This window comes from Pseudarthrobacter sp. 1C304 (assembly GCF_052245515.1).
Lineage (GTDB): Bacteria > Actinomycetota > Actinomycetes > Actinomycetales > Micrococcaceae > Arthrobacter.
The window spans coordinates 178,890-195,880 of record NZ_JBQQCH010000004.1 but is presented as its reverse complement, the minus strand read 5'-3'; the positions used below and the strand labels follow the sequence as shown (position 1 = coordinate 195,880).

10 protein-coding genes are annotated in these 16,991 nt (G+C 71.0%); all 10 read left to right on the top strand.

Translation table 11 applies throughout. The features are described from left to right. Window positions 1-61 precede the first annotated feature (61 nt). The 10 genes from ACTWQD_RS10365 (at window position 62) to ACTWQD_RS10320 (ending at window position 16,921) form a co-directional block, all read left to right on the top strand. Window positions 62-1,036: an AAA family ATPase gene (locus tag ACTWQD_RS10365; protein ID WP_443196045.1), complete on the top strand. Its 975-nt coding sequence runs from the start codon at window positions 62-64 to the stop codon at window positions 1,034-1,036. Between the two features lie 61 nt (window positions 1,037-1,097). Beyond that, window positions 1,098-2,429 (top strand): DUF58 domain-containing protein, encoded by a 1,332-nt coding sequence (locus ACTWQD_RS10360; protein WP_443196044.1) that lies wholly within the window; start codon window positions 1,098-1,100, stop codon window positions 2,427-2,429. Further along, entirely contained in the window at window positions 2,426-4,990 is a 2,565-nt protein-coding gene (locus ACTWQD_RS10355; protein ID WP_443196043.1) for a transglutaminase-like domain-containing protein, read from the top strand. The genes ACTWQD_RS10360 and ACTWQD_RS10355 overlap by 4 nt, the downstream gene beginning before the upstream one ends. After that, window positions 4,987-6,429 (top strand): RDD family protein, encoded by a 1,443-nt coding sequence (locus tag ACTWQD_RS10350; RefSeq protein WP_443196042.1) that lies wholly within the window; start codon window positions 4,987-4,989, stop codon window positions 6,427-6,429. Before ACTWQD_RS10355 ends, ACTWQD_RS10350 begins: the two co-directional genes overlap by 4 nt. Then, window positions 6,426-7,565 (top strand): PP2C family protein-serine/threonine phosphatase, encoded by a 1,140-nt coding sequence (locus ACTWQD_RS10345; RefSeq protein WP_443196041.1) that lies wholly within the window; start codon window positions 6,426-6,428, stop codon window positions 7,563-7,565. The genes ACTWQD_RS10350 and ACTWQD_RS10345 overlap by 4 nt, the downstream gene beginning before the upstream one ends. Continuing rightward, window positions 7,549-9,552: an FHA domain-containing protein gene (locus ACTWQD_RS10340; protein ID WP_443196040.1), complete on the top strand. Its 2,004-nt coding sequence runs from the start codon at window positions 7,549-7,551 to the stop codon at window positions 9,550-9,552. The genes ACTWQD_RS10345 and ACTWQD_RS10340 overlap by 17 nt, the downstream gene beginning before the upstream one ends. Then, window positions 9,549-11,192 (top strand): serine/threonine-protein kinase, encoded by a 1,644-nt coding sequence (locus ACTWQD_RS10335; RefSeq protein ID WP_443196039.1) that lies wholly within the window; start codon window positions 9,549-9,551, stop codon window positions 11,190-11,192. Before ACTWQD_RS10340 ends, ACTWQD_RS10335 begins: the two co-directional genes overlap by 4 nt. A gap of 107 nt (window positions 11,193-11,299) precedes the next feature. Then, window positions 11,300-12,076: a hypothetical protein gene (locus ACTWQD_RS10330; protein WP_443196198.1), complete on the top strand. Its 777-nt coding sequence runs from the start codon at window positions 11,300-11,302 to the stop codon at window positions 12,074-12,076. Next, a complete protein-coding gene (locus ACTWQD_RS10325) occupies window positions 12,073-16,518 on the top strand; it encodes an FtsK/SpoIIIE domain-containing protein (protein ID WP_443196038.1) in 4,446 nt (1,481 codons plus the stop codon). Before ACTWQD_RS10330 ends, ACTWQD_RS10325 begins: the two co-directional genes overlap by 4 nt. Window positions 16,519-16,657: 139 nt before the next feature. Continuing rightward, window positions 16,658-16,921 (top strand): hypothetical protein, encoded by a 264-nt coding sequence (locus ACTWQD_RS10320; RefSeq protein WP_066434496.1) that lies wholly within the window; start codon window positions 16,658-16,660, stop codon window positions 16,919-16,921. The last annotated feature ends 70 nt before the right edge of the window (window positions 16,922-16,991 follow it).

Sequence of the window (16,991 nt, the reverse complement as noted above, 5' to 3'; positions counted from 1 at the left end):
GCCGGAACCTCCGGCCGGCGGCTCGCCAGACTTTCCACCCAGAACAGAAGAGGACCACACCATGACCATGACCACCGAACAGGCCGAATGGTTTGCCGGCACCTTCGAGAAGCTCGTCGACAACGTAGGCCAGGCCGTCCTGGGCAAGTCCCACGTCATCCGCCTGACCTTCACGGCGATGCTGGCCGAGGGGCATGTCCTCTTCGAGGACGCCCCGGGCACCGGCAAAACCTCCCTGGCGCGGGCCCTCGCGGCCACCGTCCAGGGCTCCAACAACCGCATCCAGTTCACCCCGGACCTGCTGCCCTCCGACGTCACCGGCGTCACCATCTACGACCAGAAGACGCAGAAGTTCGAGTTCCACAAGGGCCCCATCTTCAACAACATCGTCCTGGCCGACGAAATCAACCGCGCCTCGCCCAAGACCCAGTCGGCGCTGCTGGAGGTCATGGAAGAATCCCGCGTCACCGTGGACGGCACCACCTACGCGGCCGGCCGGCCGTTTATGGTCATGGCCACCCAGAACCCGATCGAGCAGGCCGGCACCTACCGGCTGCCCGAGGCCCAGCTGGACCGCTTCCTCATCAAGACCTCCATCGGGTACCCGGACCACGCCTCCACCGTCCAGCTGCTGGGCGGCGCCAACCTCAAGGACCGCTCCAAGGACATCACCGCCGTCATCACCACCCAGGCCGTCGCCGACATGGCGGACCTCGCCGCCACCACCCACGTGGACACCGCCGTGCTGGAATACATCTCCCGGCTCTGCGAAGAGACCCGCACCGCGCCGGAAACCCGCCTCGGCGTCTCCGTCCGCGGCGCCCTCGCAATGGTGCGCGCCGCCAAGGTCTGGGCCGCCAGCCAGGGCCGCAACTTCGTGCTGCCGGACGACGTCAAGGACCTCGCCGCCGTCGTCTGGACCCACCGCCTGGTGATGGACCCGGAAGCCGAGTTCTCCGGCGCCACCGCCGACGCCGTCCTGACACGAGTCCTCGCCGAGGTGGCCGCCCCGCAGCAGCGCGCGTCCGTCAGCTAGCCTGCACCCTTCGCCTGCAACCCCGGCACCACCACACCCCAGCACGAACAAAGGCCCCCATATGTCCTCCAGCACTGCCCTGACCCGGCTTGCTGAACACCTGCAGCGACCCTTCCACCGGGACGGCAGGCCCACGCGGCTGCATCCCGCGTCCCTCTGGGGCGAGGCCGCCAGCACTGCCGGCCTGGCCCTCGCCCCGGCCGGCCGTGCCGTCCGCAAGCTCTGGCTGGGCTACGTGTGGCCGGTGCTCTCCGTGGTGAGTGTGCTGGGCTGGTCCGTGCTGGCAGCCGCGATCCTGCTGTGGACGGTGGGCCAGGCCTTCGGCTGGCAGGAAGCGAAAGCGGCGGCGATTGCAGCCTTTGTGCTGTTCGCCCTGGCCGTCGGCTTCATCCTGGGCCGTTCCTCCTACGGCGTGGTCCTGGACCTGGCCCGCACCCGGGTCGCAGTGGGGGACAGCGCCGTCGGCAGCATCGCGGTGTCCAACACCTCCGCCCGGCCGCTGCTGCCCGCGGACCTGGAACTCCCGGTCGGGGCCGCCACCGCCGTGTTCCACCTGCCGCGGATGAAACCGCAGCAGGTCCACGAGGACCTGTTCACCATTCCCACCGCTCGCCGTGCCGTGATTGTGGTGGGCCCGGTGCGCTCCGTCCGTGCCGACCCGCTGCACCTGCTCCGCCGCCAGGTCCTCTGGACTGAACCCGAGGACCTGTTTGTGCACCCCAAGACCACGGCGCTGGCCGGCTCGGCCGCCGGGTTCATCCGCGACCTCGAAGGCATGCCCACCACCGACCTGTCCAGCGCCGACGTGTCCTTCCACGCCCTGCGCGACTACGTGCCGGGCGATGACCGGCGGCACATCCACTGGAAGACCACGGCCCGCACCAACAAGCTGATGGTCCGCCAGTTCGAGGAGACGCGCCGCGCCCACCTCGCGATCGCACTGTCCATCAACACCGACGAATACGCCTCCGAGGAGGAGTTCGAACTGGCCATCTCCGCCGCCGCCTCGATCGGGCGGCAGGCCATCAGCGAACAGCGCGACCTCGACGTCCTGACCCAAAAGGGCCCGCTGCGCTGCGAGACCGGCCGCAACATGCTGGACGACATGACCCGGATCGTCGGCGCATCGCACCGCAAGAACGCCGTCGACCTCGCCCGGACCCTGGCGGACACGGTCCCCAACGCATCCGTGGTGTTCCTTGTGGTGGGCAGCAACGTCACTGCCGCCCAGCTGCGCTCCGCCGCGGCGTCCGTACCCCTGGGGGTCCGCAGCCTTGCCGTCCGGCTCCAGCTGGGCGCCGCGCCGGCCCGGGCCAACATCGGGGACCTGACGGTCCTGACCCTCGGGGACCTCTCCGACCTGGCCATAGTGCTGAGGAAGGCTGCCGCATGAGTTCCGCACCAGCAACCCGCCGCCGCAACACCGCCGCGCAGCGCAGCGGCTTCGCCGACGGCCAGCCGGCCTGGCACTACGCGCTCGACGCCGGTGCCCTCACCGCGCTGCTCGGCCTCGGCGTCCTCGGCTTCAGCCTCAGCTTCGGCGGGGACCCCTACTACCTGGTGGCTGGCTTCGGCGGCATCCTGCTGGGCCTGGGCCTCGCAGCGGCCAACGTGCACTACCGCCTGGGGCTCCTGATCACCGCTGCCCTGACCCTGGGCGCCTACCTCGTCTTCGGCACCGCCCTGGCCGTCCCGGAGGCTGCCATCGCGGGCGTCCTGCCCACCCTCGAGTCGCTGCGCACCCTGCTCCTCGGCGTGGTGTTCGCCTGGAAGGACATGCTGACCGTCGGGGTGCCCGTGGGCACCGCCGGCGGCACGCTGATTGTGCCGTTCCTGAGCTCGCTCCTCACCGCCCTGGCCGCCGGGCTGCTGATCTGGCGGCGCAAGAGCCCCTACTGGCCGCTGCTGCCGGTGCTGGTGCTGTTCGTCACCGGCATCGCCTTCAGCACCAGCGCCGGCTTCCTCACGGTGGAACGCGGCATCGCACTCACCGTCATTGCCATCGCCTGGGCCACCTTCCGCCGCGATGCACTCCGCCGCAGCGACACCCGCAAAATCTCCGTCAACCGGCTGGAAAAGGACGAGGCCACCGCCCGCGCGGCCAAGGCACGCCGGCTGGGAACAGCCGCGGCGGTGATCGCGGCCGCCGTCGGAATCACCGCCGTCGTGTCCCCGATCGTCACCGCGGACGACAACCGCAGGGTGCTGCGCAACACGATCGTGCCCCCGTTCGACCCCAAGGACTACGTCACCCCGCTGGCGAGCTTCCGGAACTTCGTCAAGGACAAAAAGGACGACAGCCTCTTCGTGGTCAAGGGCCTGCCCAAGGACGCCCGGGTGCGCCTTGCGGCGCTCGATTCCTTCAACGGCACCAACTACACCATGGACCCGAACGGCTCCGGCAGCTTCAGCAAAGTGGGCGACGCCAAGTCCCTCAACACCCTCGCCGACTCCACCGGAATCGTCCCCACCACCAACTACACCCTCGACATCACCATCGAGGACTACCAGGGCTTCTTCCTGCCGGGCGGCACCAAGACCACGGGGATCAGCTTTGCCCGGGACGGCTCGGGTGCGGCCACCGGGCTGTACTTCAACGCAGGGACGGACACGGCCGTGACCACCAAGGGCCTTGCCCGGGGCGACGCCTACCAGGTCCAGGTGGCAGACCCCGCAACCCTGGAACACGGGCAGCTGACGCAGTACGACTTCGCCAAGCTGTCCCTGCCGGACCCCGCGGAGGTGCCCCCGGTGGTCGGTTCCCAGGCGAACGACCTCTCCGCCGACGCCCCCACCGCCATCGACCGGGTGCGCCAGATCGAGGCGCACTTCCAGAAGACCGGCGCCTTCAGCAACGGCCTGATCGCCGAGGGCCAGCTGCCCAGCGTCTCCGGCCACGGGGCCAACCGCATCCGGAGCCTGCTCACCGCCAAGCAGATGCTGGGCGACGACGAACAGTACGCAGTTGCAATGTCCCTGATGCTGCGCCACCTCGGCATTCCCTCCCGGGTGGTGATGGGGTTCTACCCGGATCCCAAGAGCCCGGAGAACGGCGCCGGCGAAGTGAAGATCACCGGCAAGGACGTCCACGCCTGGGTGGAAGTCGCGTTCGACCGGGTGGGCTGGGTGTCCTTCGACCCCACCCCGCCCAAGGACAACGTGCCCATCCCGCCGGACCCGGAGAGCAAATCCAAGCCCAAGCCGCAGGTCCTGCAGCCGCCGCCCCCGCCGCAGGAGCCGGCGGACCTGCCGCCGGATTCCTCGCCGGACGCGCTGGACGCAGATGAGAAGAAGAACAACCCCTGGCTGTTCTGGGGCCCCCTCCTCACATTGATCGGCATCGCGCTGATCCCGCTCGGGATCCTCGCGCTGCCGCTGCTCCTGATTGCGCTGCTGAAGTCCCGGCGCCGGAAGTCCCGTTTCAGCGACGGACCTCCCGCGCAGCGCGTCGGCGGCGGCTGGAACGAGGTTCTCAGCCTCGCGACGGACCTTGGCGCCGGCGTCGACACCCGCGCCACCCGGCGCGAGTCCGCCGTCGTGCTCGCCGACGCGTTCCCGGCCGCCGGGGGGACCACCACGCTGCTCGCCAACCGGGCCGATGCCGCGATCTTTGGTGCGGGCCAGCCGAGTGAGGACCAGGTGCGGCAGTACTGGGAGATCGTGGACGGATCCCTCAAGGAGATGACCGGTAGCCTCGGGTTCTGGGGGCGGCAACGCGCCCGGTTCTCGCCGCGTTCCCTGCTTGCCGACGGCAGGGCGGTGCTGAAGCTGCGGGGACTCCGGCCCGTGCTGCCCGGCAGGAAGGGCGTGGCAGCAGGTGGGCAGGAATCGCCCGCAGGTACAGTGGAACCCGGTCCGGCCGCAGCAGAACCCAGTGACGGTGCTGCCGGCGCCGCAGCCGGGACCAGCCAGACCGCCAGGAAGACTGCCAGGAAGAGCCGCAACGAGCCATGACCGACGACGCCGAGCGCTGCCCGCGCTGCCAGCAGCCGCTCCGCCCGGGCGCAGCCTTCTGCACCTCGTGCGGGACGCCGCTGAGCAACCGTTCCGCGCGGAACGCCCGCAACGCGCGGGAGCATGCCCAGATCCCCGGTAGTATCCCCGTAACGCCGGGCCCGGCCGCGGGCCACGGACAAGGGGGAGGTCCTGCTGTGCCGAGCAAACTTGAGCTGGTTCCCGCGACTGCCGGGAAACGGCTGGCCGCAGCCGTGCTGGACTGGCTGCCGCCGGTCACTGTCCTGACGATTCTCCTGGCGCTCGGGTTCGCCGGAATCACCCGGACCCAGCGCGGAGGGTTCATCGTCTACGACACCTCCTCCCTGGTGCTCTTCGGCGGCATCGGCGCGGGCGTCACCCTGGTCTACGTGGTGGTCCTGGCCATCCTCGAAGGCCGGTCCGGCGCCACTCCCGGCAACCGCTTGATGGGCATCCGCAGCACGGACGCCGACGGCTACGCCCCGGGCGGCGGCGCGGTGTTCCTCCGGGGCCTCATCACCGGTGCCGGCGTGCTGCTGGCCGTGGTTGCCGCCGCCGCCGTGGTGGTTTTCCAGTGGTTCGGCGCAGCCCTGCTGATCCTCGGCCCGCTCCTGTTCCTGGGCGCTGCCTGGGCTGTCCTGGTGGTGCTGTCCTGCACCTGGGACCGCAACGGCAAGCTCCGCGGCTGGCACGATACGGCCGCCAAAACGCTCGTCTTCGATGTGACGGCCGGGCGCAACCCCATCACCACCGGCGGCATCGCCGGCCCGTACAGCTTTGCCCCGCTGGACCTCCCGCCGGTCCAGCAGGTGGCCTCCCCGCTGGCTGCGGCCGCTGCGGCTGCCGCCGTCCCTGCCGGCCCAGCCGCTCCGGCGGTACTCGACCCCAACCAGTGGCAGCCGCCCGCGACGCTCCAGCCGCCCGCCGCCGTCCAGGCCGCTGCCTCCCAGCCCGCTGAGGTCCTGCCGGCTGCCGCCCAGCCCGCCCGGGTCGCCGTCGAGAGTGCCCCGGTCCAGCAGCTGCCGCATCCGGATGACGACCACGACCGCACGCAGGTCCGCGGCGACACCCACGCCCCGGTGACCGTGGCCATGCTCCGGATCCGGCTGGACGACGGCCGCGACATCGAACTGGACCGTACGGTGCTGATTGGCCGGAACCCCGCCGGCCACCCCGGCGAGGAGTCCGTGCAGCTGATCCCGGTCGCCGATCCGGGCCGCTCGATCTCCAAAACCCACCTTCACCTGCTCGCCGGCAGCGGGGGAGTCTGGGTGACGGACCGCAATTCCACCAACGGCAGCGCCGTGACCACCCCGGACGGTATCCGTACCGCCCTCGCGGCCGGGGAGCCCACCCACGTCCGCCCAGGTTCCACCGTCCACTTCGGTGACCGCTCCTTCTACCTAGGACAGGCATGAATCCCTCGCCGGCAGCTGTTCCCTCCGCCCCCGGTCCCGAGACCGCTCCCGTACCGGCCGCCACGCCCTTGGACGAAGCCGCGAATGCTGCCGGGGCTGGCCCGGCCGCCAGCGCTGACGCGGCCGCCGGCGCCGCGTCAAGCCTGCGGCTCAACTGCGGCTACGGCACTGACCGCGGCCTGCGCCGGGAGATGAACGAGGACTCCTTTATCGCCTCCGACCCCGTGTTCGCGGTGGCGGACGGGATGGGCGGGCACGAGGCCGGGGAGATCGCCAGCGGCATCTGCGTCCGGACGCTCGCCCGGATCCCGCAGCTGGCCAGCGGCAAGCGCGACGCGACCGCCGGCGTCGTGCAGGAACACCTGCTGATGGCCGACGAGAGCATCCGCGAGGCCACGGGCTCCCGCGCCGGGACCACCCTCTCCGGAGTTGTGGTGGTGGAACAGACGGGCGTCCCGTACTGGCTGGTCCTCAACATCGGCGACTCCCGGACGTACCGGCTGAGCCAGGGCAAGCTCACCCAGGTCAGCGTGGACCACTCCGAGGTCCAGGAACTGGTCGACGCCGGGCAGATCAGCCCGGCCGAGGCCGCCGTGCACCCGCGCCGGCACGTCGTCACCCGCGCCCTCGGCACCGGCGACGAGATCGAGGCAGACTACTGGCTGCTGCCCATGGACGAAGCCGACCGGATCCTGGTCTGCTCCGACGGGCTCAACGGCGAACTGGACGACCAGCACATCGCCAACATCCTGCGCGCCCACACGGACCCGCAGGCGGCGGTGGACGAACTCATCCAGGCCGCCCTCCGCAGCGGCGGCCGGGACAACGTCACCTGCATCGTGCTGGACGCCACCAACGTCACCCACCACGACGCTGCCGCCCAGACGGCGCCGCGCAGCGCGGCCGCAGCGGAGGACGAGGACACCCTGCCCCGCACCGATGCCCTGGATCTGGCCCCCAACGGGGACCTGCTCCCCGGGACGGACACGGCTGACGGGGAGCCGGCCGCGGCGGTCGCCCCCGAAGCTTCGGCCCCCGAAGTGCCGGCCGCTGGAGAACACGCTGCCGCCGACGCTGCGGCAGCCGCAGCCGCTGGGGCAGACAAAGTCAAGGACTCGAATGATGGCAAGCAGTAACCCCGCCGCTGCCGTGCGCTACACCCCCGGCAGCTGGCTCGGTGTGGTGCGCTCCGAGACCGTGGTGCTGCTGCGTCCGGACAGCGGGGCGGACCTCATCGACTCACTGTGGGAACTCCTGGCCACCGGCCCCGAGGCCCATGAGGTGCTCGACGCCGTCTCCGCCGCCTCGGGCGGTTCCCTGGCCCGGCTGCCGTGGTTCGCGATTGTGGCGTGCCGCGGCTCCATCCAGGTGTTCCTCCGCGGCGAGATTGACCTTACCGTGGACCTGCCCTCGGGCCCGGCGGAATTGAGCGGCCGCGACGTCACCACCTGGACGGAACGGCGCTTTGCCGCGGCCGACGGGTTCAGTCTGACAGTCCCCGGGGACGAAACCGCCGCGGCGTCCGGTACCGCCGGAGACCAGGCACAGAACCTGGCGCAGGACCTGCCGCTGACTGACGGGGTGGTCCTGCTGCGGGGTCTGCGGATGGACCTCACCGGCGCCGCACCGTGGGCCGCCCCGGACCGCGCCGAAGCCGCGCCCGCAGAACCCGCCGGCGACGCTGTGTCTCTTCCCGCGGCGATCCCTCCGGCGGCGACAACGGCGGCCCTGGCGGCCGGTCCGGCCCAGCCGGGGGCCGGGGCAGCCGCCCCTGACGAGGCAGCAACGCAGGATGAAGTCCTCGCGGCCGCCGAAGCCGACATGGCCGCCGGACTGACCGACCACGGCGCTTCCGCGGAGACCGTGCTGGAGTTCCCCGAAGAGGATCTCGACACCGGCGCGCCGGATGATTCTGCGCAGGATGAACCCGCACCGCAGGACGAAGCTGCGCCGGGCGACGAGCCTGCGCCGGACGCCGGCGCAGGCTCGAAAGCCGCGGAAGCTGCTGCGCCGTCCGCGCAGCAGCCCGACAGTGCCCCGGAGCCTGCCGCAGCCCCGGAACCGGCCGAGCAGGAGCCGACCAGCAGCTACGACCACCTCTGGGAACAGACAGTGATGCGGAGCATCGAAGACGCCGCGGTCCGCGAGGACCCCGACGCCGAACCAGCCATCGAACCCGCCGCCCTGCCCACAGCGGACTCCGAACACCGCACCGGTCCCGGGGGCGATCCGGCGGGCTCCCCTGAAACCGCGGGCCCGGACACGTCGCCGGACGCTGCGGAACCGGACAACGCTGACTCCGCGCCTCCTGCTGCTTCCGCGCCGGAACCGCCAGCGGCACCACGGCCCCCGCTGCCCACCGGGCTCATCGACTCCGTGCCGTGGAACACCGGCGGCGACCGGCTGTCGTCGGCGGCGGCGTCCCCGGTGTCCCCGCCGGCGCCGCCAGCGGTCTTCGTGCCGCCAACGGCGTTCATCCCGCCGCCTGCCGCGCAGGCCTCCGCCGTGCTGCCGTCCGCACCGCAAGCGTCCGCCCCGCAGGCACCCGCCCAGCAGATGCCCGCCGACGCTGACCACGACGGCCAGACGATCATGAAGGGCGATCTTGCCGGCGGGCGGTCCCGGCCGGCAGCCGCCCCGGACCCGGGCGCCGCGCCGTCCACCGGGCCCATGGTGCTGGCCAGGGTCTGCCCGCAGGGACACGCCAACCCCTCCACCTATTCGCAGTGCGGCCGCTGCGGTGCGCCGTTGCCCGGTGACGGCATCCAGGTCCGGCGCCCCCGGCTGGGCCGGGTGCGGCTGTCCACCGGCGAGCTCATTGACCTGGACCAGTCGCTCATCGTGGGACGCCAGCCCTCGGTGTCGCGCGTCCAGGGCGCCGTCATGCCGAAACTGGTCCAGGTGGCGAGCCCCAGCGGGGACATTTCCCGCTCGCACGTCGAAGTCCGGCTGGAAGGCTGGCACGTGATGCTGTGCGACCTCAAGGCCACCAACGGCACCGTGCTGATCCGCGAGGGACAGCCGCCGCGCCGGCTGGCCCAGGGCGAGATGGCCATCCTGCTCGACGGCGACATCGCCGACGTCGGGGACGGCATCTCCCTGCGCTTTGAGGAGATCCCGTGAGCACCAAACGCCCCGTCGCCCCGCCGCCGGCGATCCCCGGATTCACCTACATCAGCCTGCTCGGGTCCGGCGGGTTCTCCGATGTCTACCTCTACGAGCAGGACCGGCCGCGCCGCAAGGTGGCCGTCAAGGTGCTGCTCTCGGACCTGAAAACCGAGGGCGCCCGGCGCCGCTTCGAATCCGAAGCGAACCTGATGGCGCAGCTGTCCTCGCATCCGTACATCGTGACGATATTCGAAGCGGAGATCACCGACGCCGGGCACTCGTACCTGGCCATGGAGTACTGCTCGCGGCCCAGCCTGGACGTCCGCTACCGGCGCCAGCGCTTCAGCGTGGACGAGGTCCTCGCTGTCGGCATCCAGGTGGCGTCCGCCGTCGAGACCGCCCACCGGGCCGGAATCGCGCACCGCGACATCAAGCCCGCCAATATCCTGGTCACGGACTACAACCGGCCCGCCCTGACCGACTTTGGCATCTCCGGGACCCTGGCCGGGGACGCCGACGAGGACGCGGGCATGTCCATCCCGTGGTCCCCGCCGGAACAGTTCACCGGACACCAGGTGGACGGCGTCCTGGTGGACGTCTGGGCGCTCGGTGCCACGCTGTACACCCTGCTGGCGGGCCGGTCCCCGTTCGTCCTGCCGGGAGCGGACAACTCCCAGCGCGAACTGATCTCGCGCATCACCAACCTGCCGCTGCCCAGGTTGGGCCGGGCCGACGTGCCGGAGTCCCTTGAGCTGGCGCTCTCGACCGCCATGGCCAAATCCGCCTCGTCCCGGTACTCCTCGGCGCACGCCTTCGCCCTTGCCCTGCAGCGGATCCAGGCCGAACTGAACCTCTCCGTGACACCGTTCGAGGTCCTCGAGGAGCCGCGGGCCGAGGAAAGCCACCCCGACGACGGCTTCGAGGAGACCCGCGTCCGGAGCGTCGCCGCGATCGACCCGGACGCCACCGGCAACGCCCCCACCTTCCCGGCCCGGCTCCCCGCCGGTGACACCGGCCCCACGGCCGACAACGCCACCACGTTCAACAACCGGACGGTCCAGCGGCCCCGGGCGCTGCCCGGGTTCGACACCCCCGCACCGCGGCGGCCGGCGCCGGACGACGACGACGACATCGCCGCCACCGTCAACCGCTCCAGCGCAGCCCCGTCCCCGGACACGGCCGGCAGTGACGAAGGGGACGGCGCGGCGGGGGAGGAGCCCGCCGGCCACGGCCGCCGGAACCTGCTGCTGGCGGTCGTCGGCGGCACGGTGCTGGTGGCCGCCGTCGGGCTGGGCATCGTGGCGGGGACCACCCGGCCCGATCCGGCGCCGAAAGCCACGGACCAGGTCAGCAAGCCGCCCGCGGACGCCTTGGACAACGGCACGGTGCCGGATGTCACCGGGCTGACTGGCGCGGCCGGGCCGGCGGGAAAGGTCAGCTTCACCTGGACCAATCCGCAGCCCAAGCCGGGCGACAGCTACAAGTGGCGGGTCCACACCCTCACGGGCGACGGGCCGTACCAGGCCGCCGACGGACCGGCCGCCGAAATGGCGGCGAACCCGACCGAACCCAGCTGCATCCAGGTGATGATCGTCCGTAGCGACGGGGCCTCCTCGCCGCTGGGACCGGATTCGATCGCCTGCGTCCCGAAGTAGCAGGCGTCGCGAAGTAGCAGGGCCCCGGCGGCACCGGTGCGCCAACCAATCCAGCGGTGCACGGCACCGGCACCACACACCAACGACTTCCCGGAAAGGTACGGATGATGGGGGATCTGGCAATAGATTTCTGCGGCGAATGGCATGAGCCCTCGGACGAGGACATCTTCAGCATCGGCCGCGAGGGCGACCTTGAGGTGGACGACAACCCCTACCTGCACCGGCAGTTCCTGCAGATCGCCCGCTACGACGGTATCTGGTGGCTCAGCAACGTGGGCAGCATGCTCTCCGCGACCATCGCCGACGCGTCCGGCGGAATGCAGGCCTGGCTGTCGCCGGGGGCCCGGATCCCGCTGGTCTTCAGCCACACGAACGTCATCTTCACCGCCGGCCCCACCACCTACGAATTCGCCGTGCACCTCCGGACTCCGGCGTTCCGGCAGGAATCGCGCGAGGAGGACAGCGGCGGGGACACGACTATCGGCCCGGTGGTGTTCACCGACTCGCAGAAGGCGCTGATCGTGGCCCTCGCCGAACCCGTCCTGCGCCGCGAGGGGACCGGCTTCAGCGCCATCCCGTCCTCCGCCGACGCCGCCAAAACCCTGGGCTGGGCCCTCACCCGGTTCAACCGGAAGCTGGACAACGTCTGCGACAAGCTGGACCGGGTGGGCGTGGCCGGCCTCCGCGGCGGCGGCGGAAAACTCGCCACCAACCGCCGTGCCCGGCTGGTGGAGCACGCCGTCACCTCGCACCTGGTGACCCCGGCCGATTTGTACCTGCTGGAAAAGTACCGCACCGGCGGATCCGCCCCGGACGACGCAAACCCGGACCAAACAGGCCCGGACAACACCAGCCCAGACCAGAAGAAGGGTGGCCGAGGGTGAGAATCCGACTGACGCTGCGCCGCGACCCAGCCGAGGCCAAAGACCTGGCCGTCACCGTGGACGGGCTCGCCACCGTGGCGGACATCGCCACCCAGCTGTGGGCCGCCGACCCGGCACGCCGGGGGACCCCGCCGCCGTCGAACCTCTCCCTCAGCATCGAGGAAGCCTTCGCCGCCGGGGGACTGAAGGGCACCACCCTGGACCGCGGGGACAACCTGCTTGAATCCGGCCTGCGGCCCGGTTCCATCGTGTCGCTGACGCAGGTCAGCGAGCAGTTCGGGGCGCCGGCAGCCAACCGCGGCCCGGCCGCCGCGACGCTGCGGGTGCTGTCCGGGCCCGACGTCGGGCGCGAATTCTCGCTGCCGTCCGGCACCAGCTACATCGGCCGGGGACGCGACGCCGACGTCCGGCTCACGGACCCGCTCACCTCCAAGCGCCACGCCCGCATCACGGTCGGTGAGAGCGTCGAGATCGTGGACACGAATTCGGCCAACGGCCTGCTGATGGACGGTCTGCCGGTCACCCGGGCCACCCTGAACTCCTCGGACACCGTGGCCCTGGGCGACACCACCGTCGCCGTCGTGCAGCTGGGCACCGGGCACGGAGCCGGGCCAACCTCCCCGCTGATCGACTTCAACCGCTCGCCCCGCGTGGTGCCGCGCTTCGAACAGCAGAAACGGATGCTCCCGGTCGGGCCCAAACGCCAGGACCACCACGCGTTCCCGTACATCATGCTGCTCGCGCCGCTGATGATGGGCGGCATCCTCTTCGCCGTCACGCAGAACGTGCTGTCCGTCGTGTTCATGCTGATGATGCCGCTGTTTATCGTGGGCCACTACGTGGACCAGAAGCTGCAGGCCAAGCGGGAACGCAAGGAACAGCTCAAGCAGTTCCGCGAATCCATGGCCGCCTTCCGGACGGACATCACCCGGCTGCAGAACGTGGAGCGCTCGGTCCGGCTGCAGGAAGCACCCTCGGTCAGCGACACGGTGGACTCGATCTACAAGCTGGGCCCGCTGCTTTGGACCCACCGGCCCGAGCACACCGGGTTCCTGGGCCTGCGCTTCGGCCTCGGCACCGCCCCCTCGCGGATCCAGTTCGAGGAGCCCAGCAGCAACGACACCGAGGCCGAGTACCAGGCCGAAATCCGCGAGTGCATGGCGCAGTTCCAGGACATCGAAGGTGTGCCGATCGTGTCGCAGCTGCGCACCGCCGGGTCCTTCGGCCTCGCGGGTTCCCGCGGCCTCGTCGACGACGTGGCCCGCGGCATGGTGCTGCAGCTGGTGGGGCTCCACTCGCCCGCGGAAGTGGTGGTGGCTGCCATCACCTCGGCGCAGTCGAAGGACCGCTGGGAGTGGCTGCAGTGGCTCCCGCACGTCGGATCCGGCCACAGCCCGCTCAGCGGCGACCACCTCGCGGCAGGACCGGCGGGCGGCTCGGCGCTGCTCTCCCGGCTGGAGGACCTGATCGACCAGCGCGAGGCCGCAGCACAGGAACCCCGCCCGGCCCTGCGGCCCGGCCTCGACCCGCTCAGCACCGACCTCCCCGAGCCGCTGGTTCCCACCGTGCTGCTGGTGGTCGAGGACGACGCCCCCGTGGACCGCGGGCGGCTCACCCGGGTCCTCGAACGCGGCCCGGACTCCGGGGTGCACGTGATGTGGGTGGCCTCCTCCGTCCAGCAGCTTCCGGCCGCGTGCCGGGACTTCATGGCGGTCGACGGCGACCACGGCACCACCACCGGCCAGGTCCGGCTGGGCCGGCACACCTTCCCGGTGAGCTGCGAAAGCCTTGACGCCGGCCTCGCCGCCCAGCTGGCACGGATGCTCTCGCCCGTCGTCGACGTCGGCAAGCCGCTGGAGGACGACTCCGACCTGCCGCGCGCGGTCTCCTACGCGACGCTGATCGGCAAGGACTTCCTGGACAACCCGGCGGCCGTGGCCGAGCGCTGGACGGAAAACAACTCCGTCCACGCCTCCGCAGTCCCCAACCGCAAGGACAACGGCACCCTCCGGGCGCTGGTCGGGTCCAAGGGCATCGAACCCCTCTACCTCGACCTCAAGAACGAGGGGCCGCACGCGCTGGTGGGCGGCACCACCGGCGCCGGCAAGTCCGAGTTCCTGCAGTCCTGGGTGATGGGCATGGCCGCGGCGTACAGCCCCGACCGGGTGAGCTTCCTCTTCGTCGACTACAAGGGCGGCGCCGCGTTCGCGGACTGCCTGCACCTCCCACACACCGTGGGCCTGGTCACCGACCTGTCCCCGCATCTGGTCCGCCGCGCGCTGACCTCGCTGCGGGCCGAACTGCACTACCGCGAACGGCTGCTGAACCGGAAGAAGGCCAAGGACCTGCTGGAACTCCAGCGCGAAGCGGACCCGGAAGCGCCGCCGTACCTGGTCATCATCGTGGACGAGTTCGCCGCCCTCGCCACTGAGGTGCCGGAGTTCGTCGACGGCGTGGTGGACGTCGCCGCCCGAGGCCGTTCCCTGGGCCTGCACCTGATCCTGGCCACCCAGCGCCCGGCCGGCGTCATCAAGGAGAGCCTGCGCGCCAACACCAACCTGCGCGTGGCGCTGCGGATGGCCGACGAGGACGACGCCGTGGACATCCTCGGTGTGCCCACCGCAGCCTACTTCGATCCCTCCATTCCCGGGCGCGGTGCCGCCAAGACCGGCCCCGGCCGGATCCAGGGCTTCCAGACCGGGTACGCCGGCGGCTGGACCACGGAGAAGCCGCAGCGGCCGCAGATCGAGATCGTCGAGATGGCCTTCGGCTCCGGCCCGGCCTGGGCCGCCCCGGCCCCGGAAACCCCGGTGCGGGAGGAAGCGGCGGGCCCGAACGACATCGCCCGCATGACGGCGAACATCATCCGGGCCGCCGACGTGCTCTCGATCGAGCCGCCCCGCAAACCCTGGCTGGACGAACTCGCCACCACCTACGACTTCTCCAAGCTGCCGAACCCCCGCACGGACGAACGGCTGCTCCTCGGCGTGGCGGACGACCCCGCGCACCAGGACCAGCCCACGGTGTTCTACGAGCCGGACCAGGACGGCAACATGGCCATCTACGGCACGGGCGGCTCCGGCAAGTCCGCCGCCCTGCGCGGCATCGCGATCGCCGCCGCGGTCACCCCGCGCGGCGGGCCGGTGCACGTCTACGGCATCGACTGCGGCTCCTCGGGGCTGAAGATGCTCGACGAGCTGCCGCACGTCGGTGAGATCATCAACGGCGACGACGTCGAACGCGTCGGCCGGCTGCTGCGCTGGCTGCGGGACCTCGCCGACGACCGGTCCGCCCGGTACGCGGAGGTCCGCGCGTCGACCATCGTGGAGTACCGCACCCTGGCGAACCAGCCGGAGGAGAAGCGGATCTTCGTGCTGGTGGACGGCATGTCCGCCTTCCGCGAAGCCTACGAATACAGCAAGCTCTCAGCGCTGTGGGACATCTTCCTGCAGCTCGCCACGGACGGCCGCCCGCTGGGCATCCACCTGGTGGTCAGCGCGGACCGGCCCAACTCGGTGCCCGCCTCGCTGCTGGCCTCCATCCAGCGCCGGCTGGTCCTGCGGCTTTCGTCCGAGGACGACTACCTGTCCATGGACGTGCCCAAGGATGTGCTGGGCCAGGCCTCGCCTCCGGGCCGCGGCCTGCTGGGCAGCCACGAGGTGCAACTCGCGGTCCTCGGCGGAAACTCGAACCTGGCCGTGCAGGCCCGCGAGGTGCACAAGCTCGCCGAGGCCATGCTCCGCCAGGGCATGGAACGCGCACCGCGGATTGAACGCCTCCCGGACCAGATCGACCTCGAGATCCTGCCCGCCGGCAGCCCCGACCTGCCGGTGATCGGCGTCGACGACGAGACGCTCCAGCCGGCCGAGATCCTGGCCAAGGGCCCGCTGCTGCTGGCAGGCCCTCCCGGCTCCGGCCGCACCGTGGCACTGGTGACCCTGGCGTACGCGCTGCGCCGCTCCAACCCCGGCGTCGAGCTGATCTACCTGGGCTCCCGGCGCTCGGCCGCCGCGTCCCTCAAGCTGTGGGACCGCTCCGTGGTGGGCGCCGACGACGTCGAGGAAGCCCTGGACGAGCTGGTGGACTACTCGACCGGCACGCCGGGCAAGCTGGCCATCTTCATCGAGGGCCTGACCGACTTCACCGACACGGGCGCGGAATCCGGAATCGAACGGCTCATCACCTCCTCGATCAAGGCCGAACAGTGGGTGGTGGGCGAGTCCGAGACCTCCACCTGGTCCTCGGCGTGGTCCCTGGCGCAGCCGTTCAAGTCCGGCCGCCGGGGCCTGCTGCTCAACCCCGGGGACATCGACGGCGACAGCCTGCTCAGCACCTCGCTGGGCCGGATCAGCACCGACTTCATCCCGGGCCGCGGCTACATTGTGGGCCGCGGGAAGGTCCGCAAGCTCCAGGTGGCGCTGCCGCCGGAGAACCGGAACTAGATGGGGAGGGGTCCCCATCGACACTGTTTGGCCGGGCAGGATAGTTTGGGGGCACTGGATCTTCCGGAACGACCGGGGGCCTTTGGGGGACGCCGACCTGGAACGGGTCCGTTTCACTGACGACAGAAGGAGATAACGCATGGCTATTTGGGGTGCTGACATTGCTCAGCTGAAGACGCTGGGGACCAAGCTGCAGTCCGGTTCGTCCGAGATCGACAAGCAGAAGTCGCTGCTGACCAAGGTGCTCGAGGGCACCGACTGGAAGGGCCCGGACGCCGACAAGTTCCGCAGCGAGTGGAACGGCCAGCACGTGGCGGCCCTCGCGAAGGTCTCCCAGGCGCTGCAGGAGGCCGGCAAGCAGGCCAGCCGCAACGCCACCGAGCAGGAGAACGCTTCCCGCTAAGCCGTGCCATTCAGCTGGCTTTCCGCCGCAGGGCCCGGACGCACCCGCGTCCGGGCCCTGCCCGGTTAAG

What these genes read in the sequence shown, in the direction of transcription:
- ACTWQD_RS10365 (WP_443196045.1), top strand. Translation starts at nt 62, where the DNA reads ATGACCATGACCACCGAACAGGCCGAATGGTTTGCCGGCACCTTCGAG.
- ACTWQD_RS10360 (WP_443196044.1), top strand. Translation starts at nt 1,098, where the DNA reads ATGTCCTCCAGCACTGCCCTGACCCGGCTTGCTGAACACCTGCAGCGA.
- ACTWQD_RS10330 (WP_443196198.1), top strand. Translation starts at nt 11,300, where the DNA reads ATGGGGGATCTGGCAATAGATTTCTGCGGCGAATGGCATGAGCCCTCG.
- ACTWQD_RS10350 (WP_443196042.1), top strand. Translation starts at nt 4,987, where the DNA reads ATGACCGACGACGCCGAGCGCTGCCCGCGCTGCCAGCAGCCGCTCCGC.
- ACTWQD_RS10355 (WP_443196043.1), top strand. Translation starts at nt 2,426, where the DNA reads ATGAGTTCCGCACCAGCAACCCGCCGCCGCAACACCGCCGCGCAGCGC.
- ACTWQD_RS10345 (WP_443196041.1), top strand. Translation starts at nt 6,426, where the DNA reads ATGAATCCCTCGCCGGCAGCTGTTCCCTCCGCCCCCGGTCCCGAGACC.
- ACTWQD_RS10320 (WP_066434496.1), top strand. Translation starts at nt 16,658, where the DNA reads ATGGCTATTTGGGGTGCTGACATTGCTCAGCTGAAGACGCTGGGGACC.
- ACTWQD_RS10340 (WP_443196040.1), top strand. Translation starts at nt 7,549, where the DNA reads ATGATGGCAAGCAGTAACCCCGCCGCTGCCGTGCGCTACACCCCCGGC.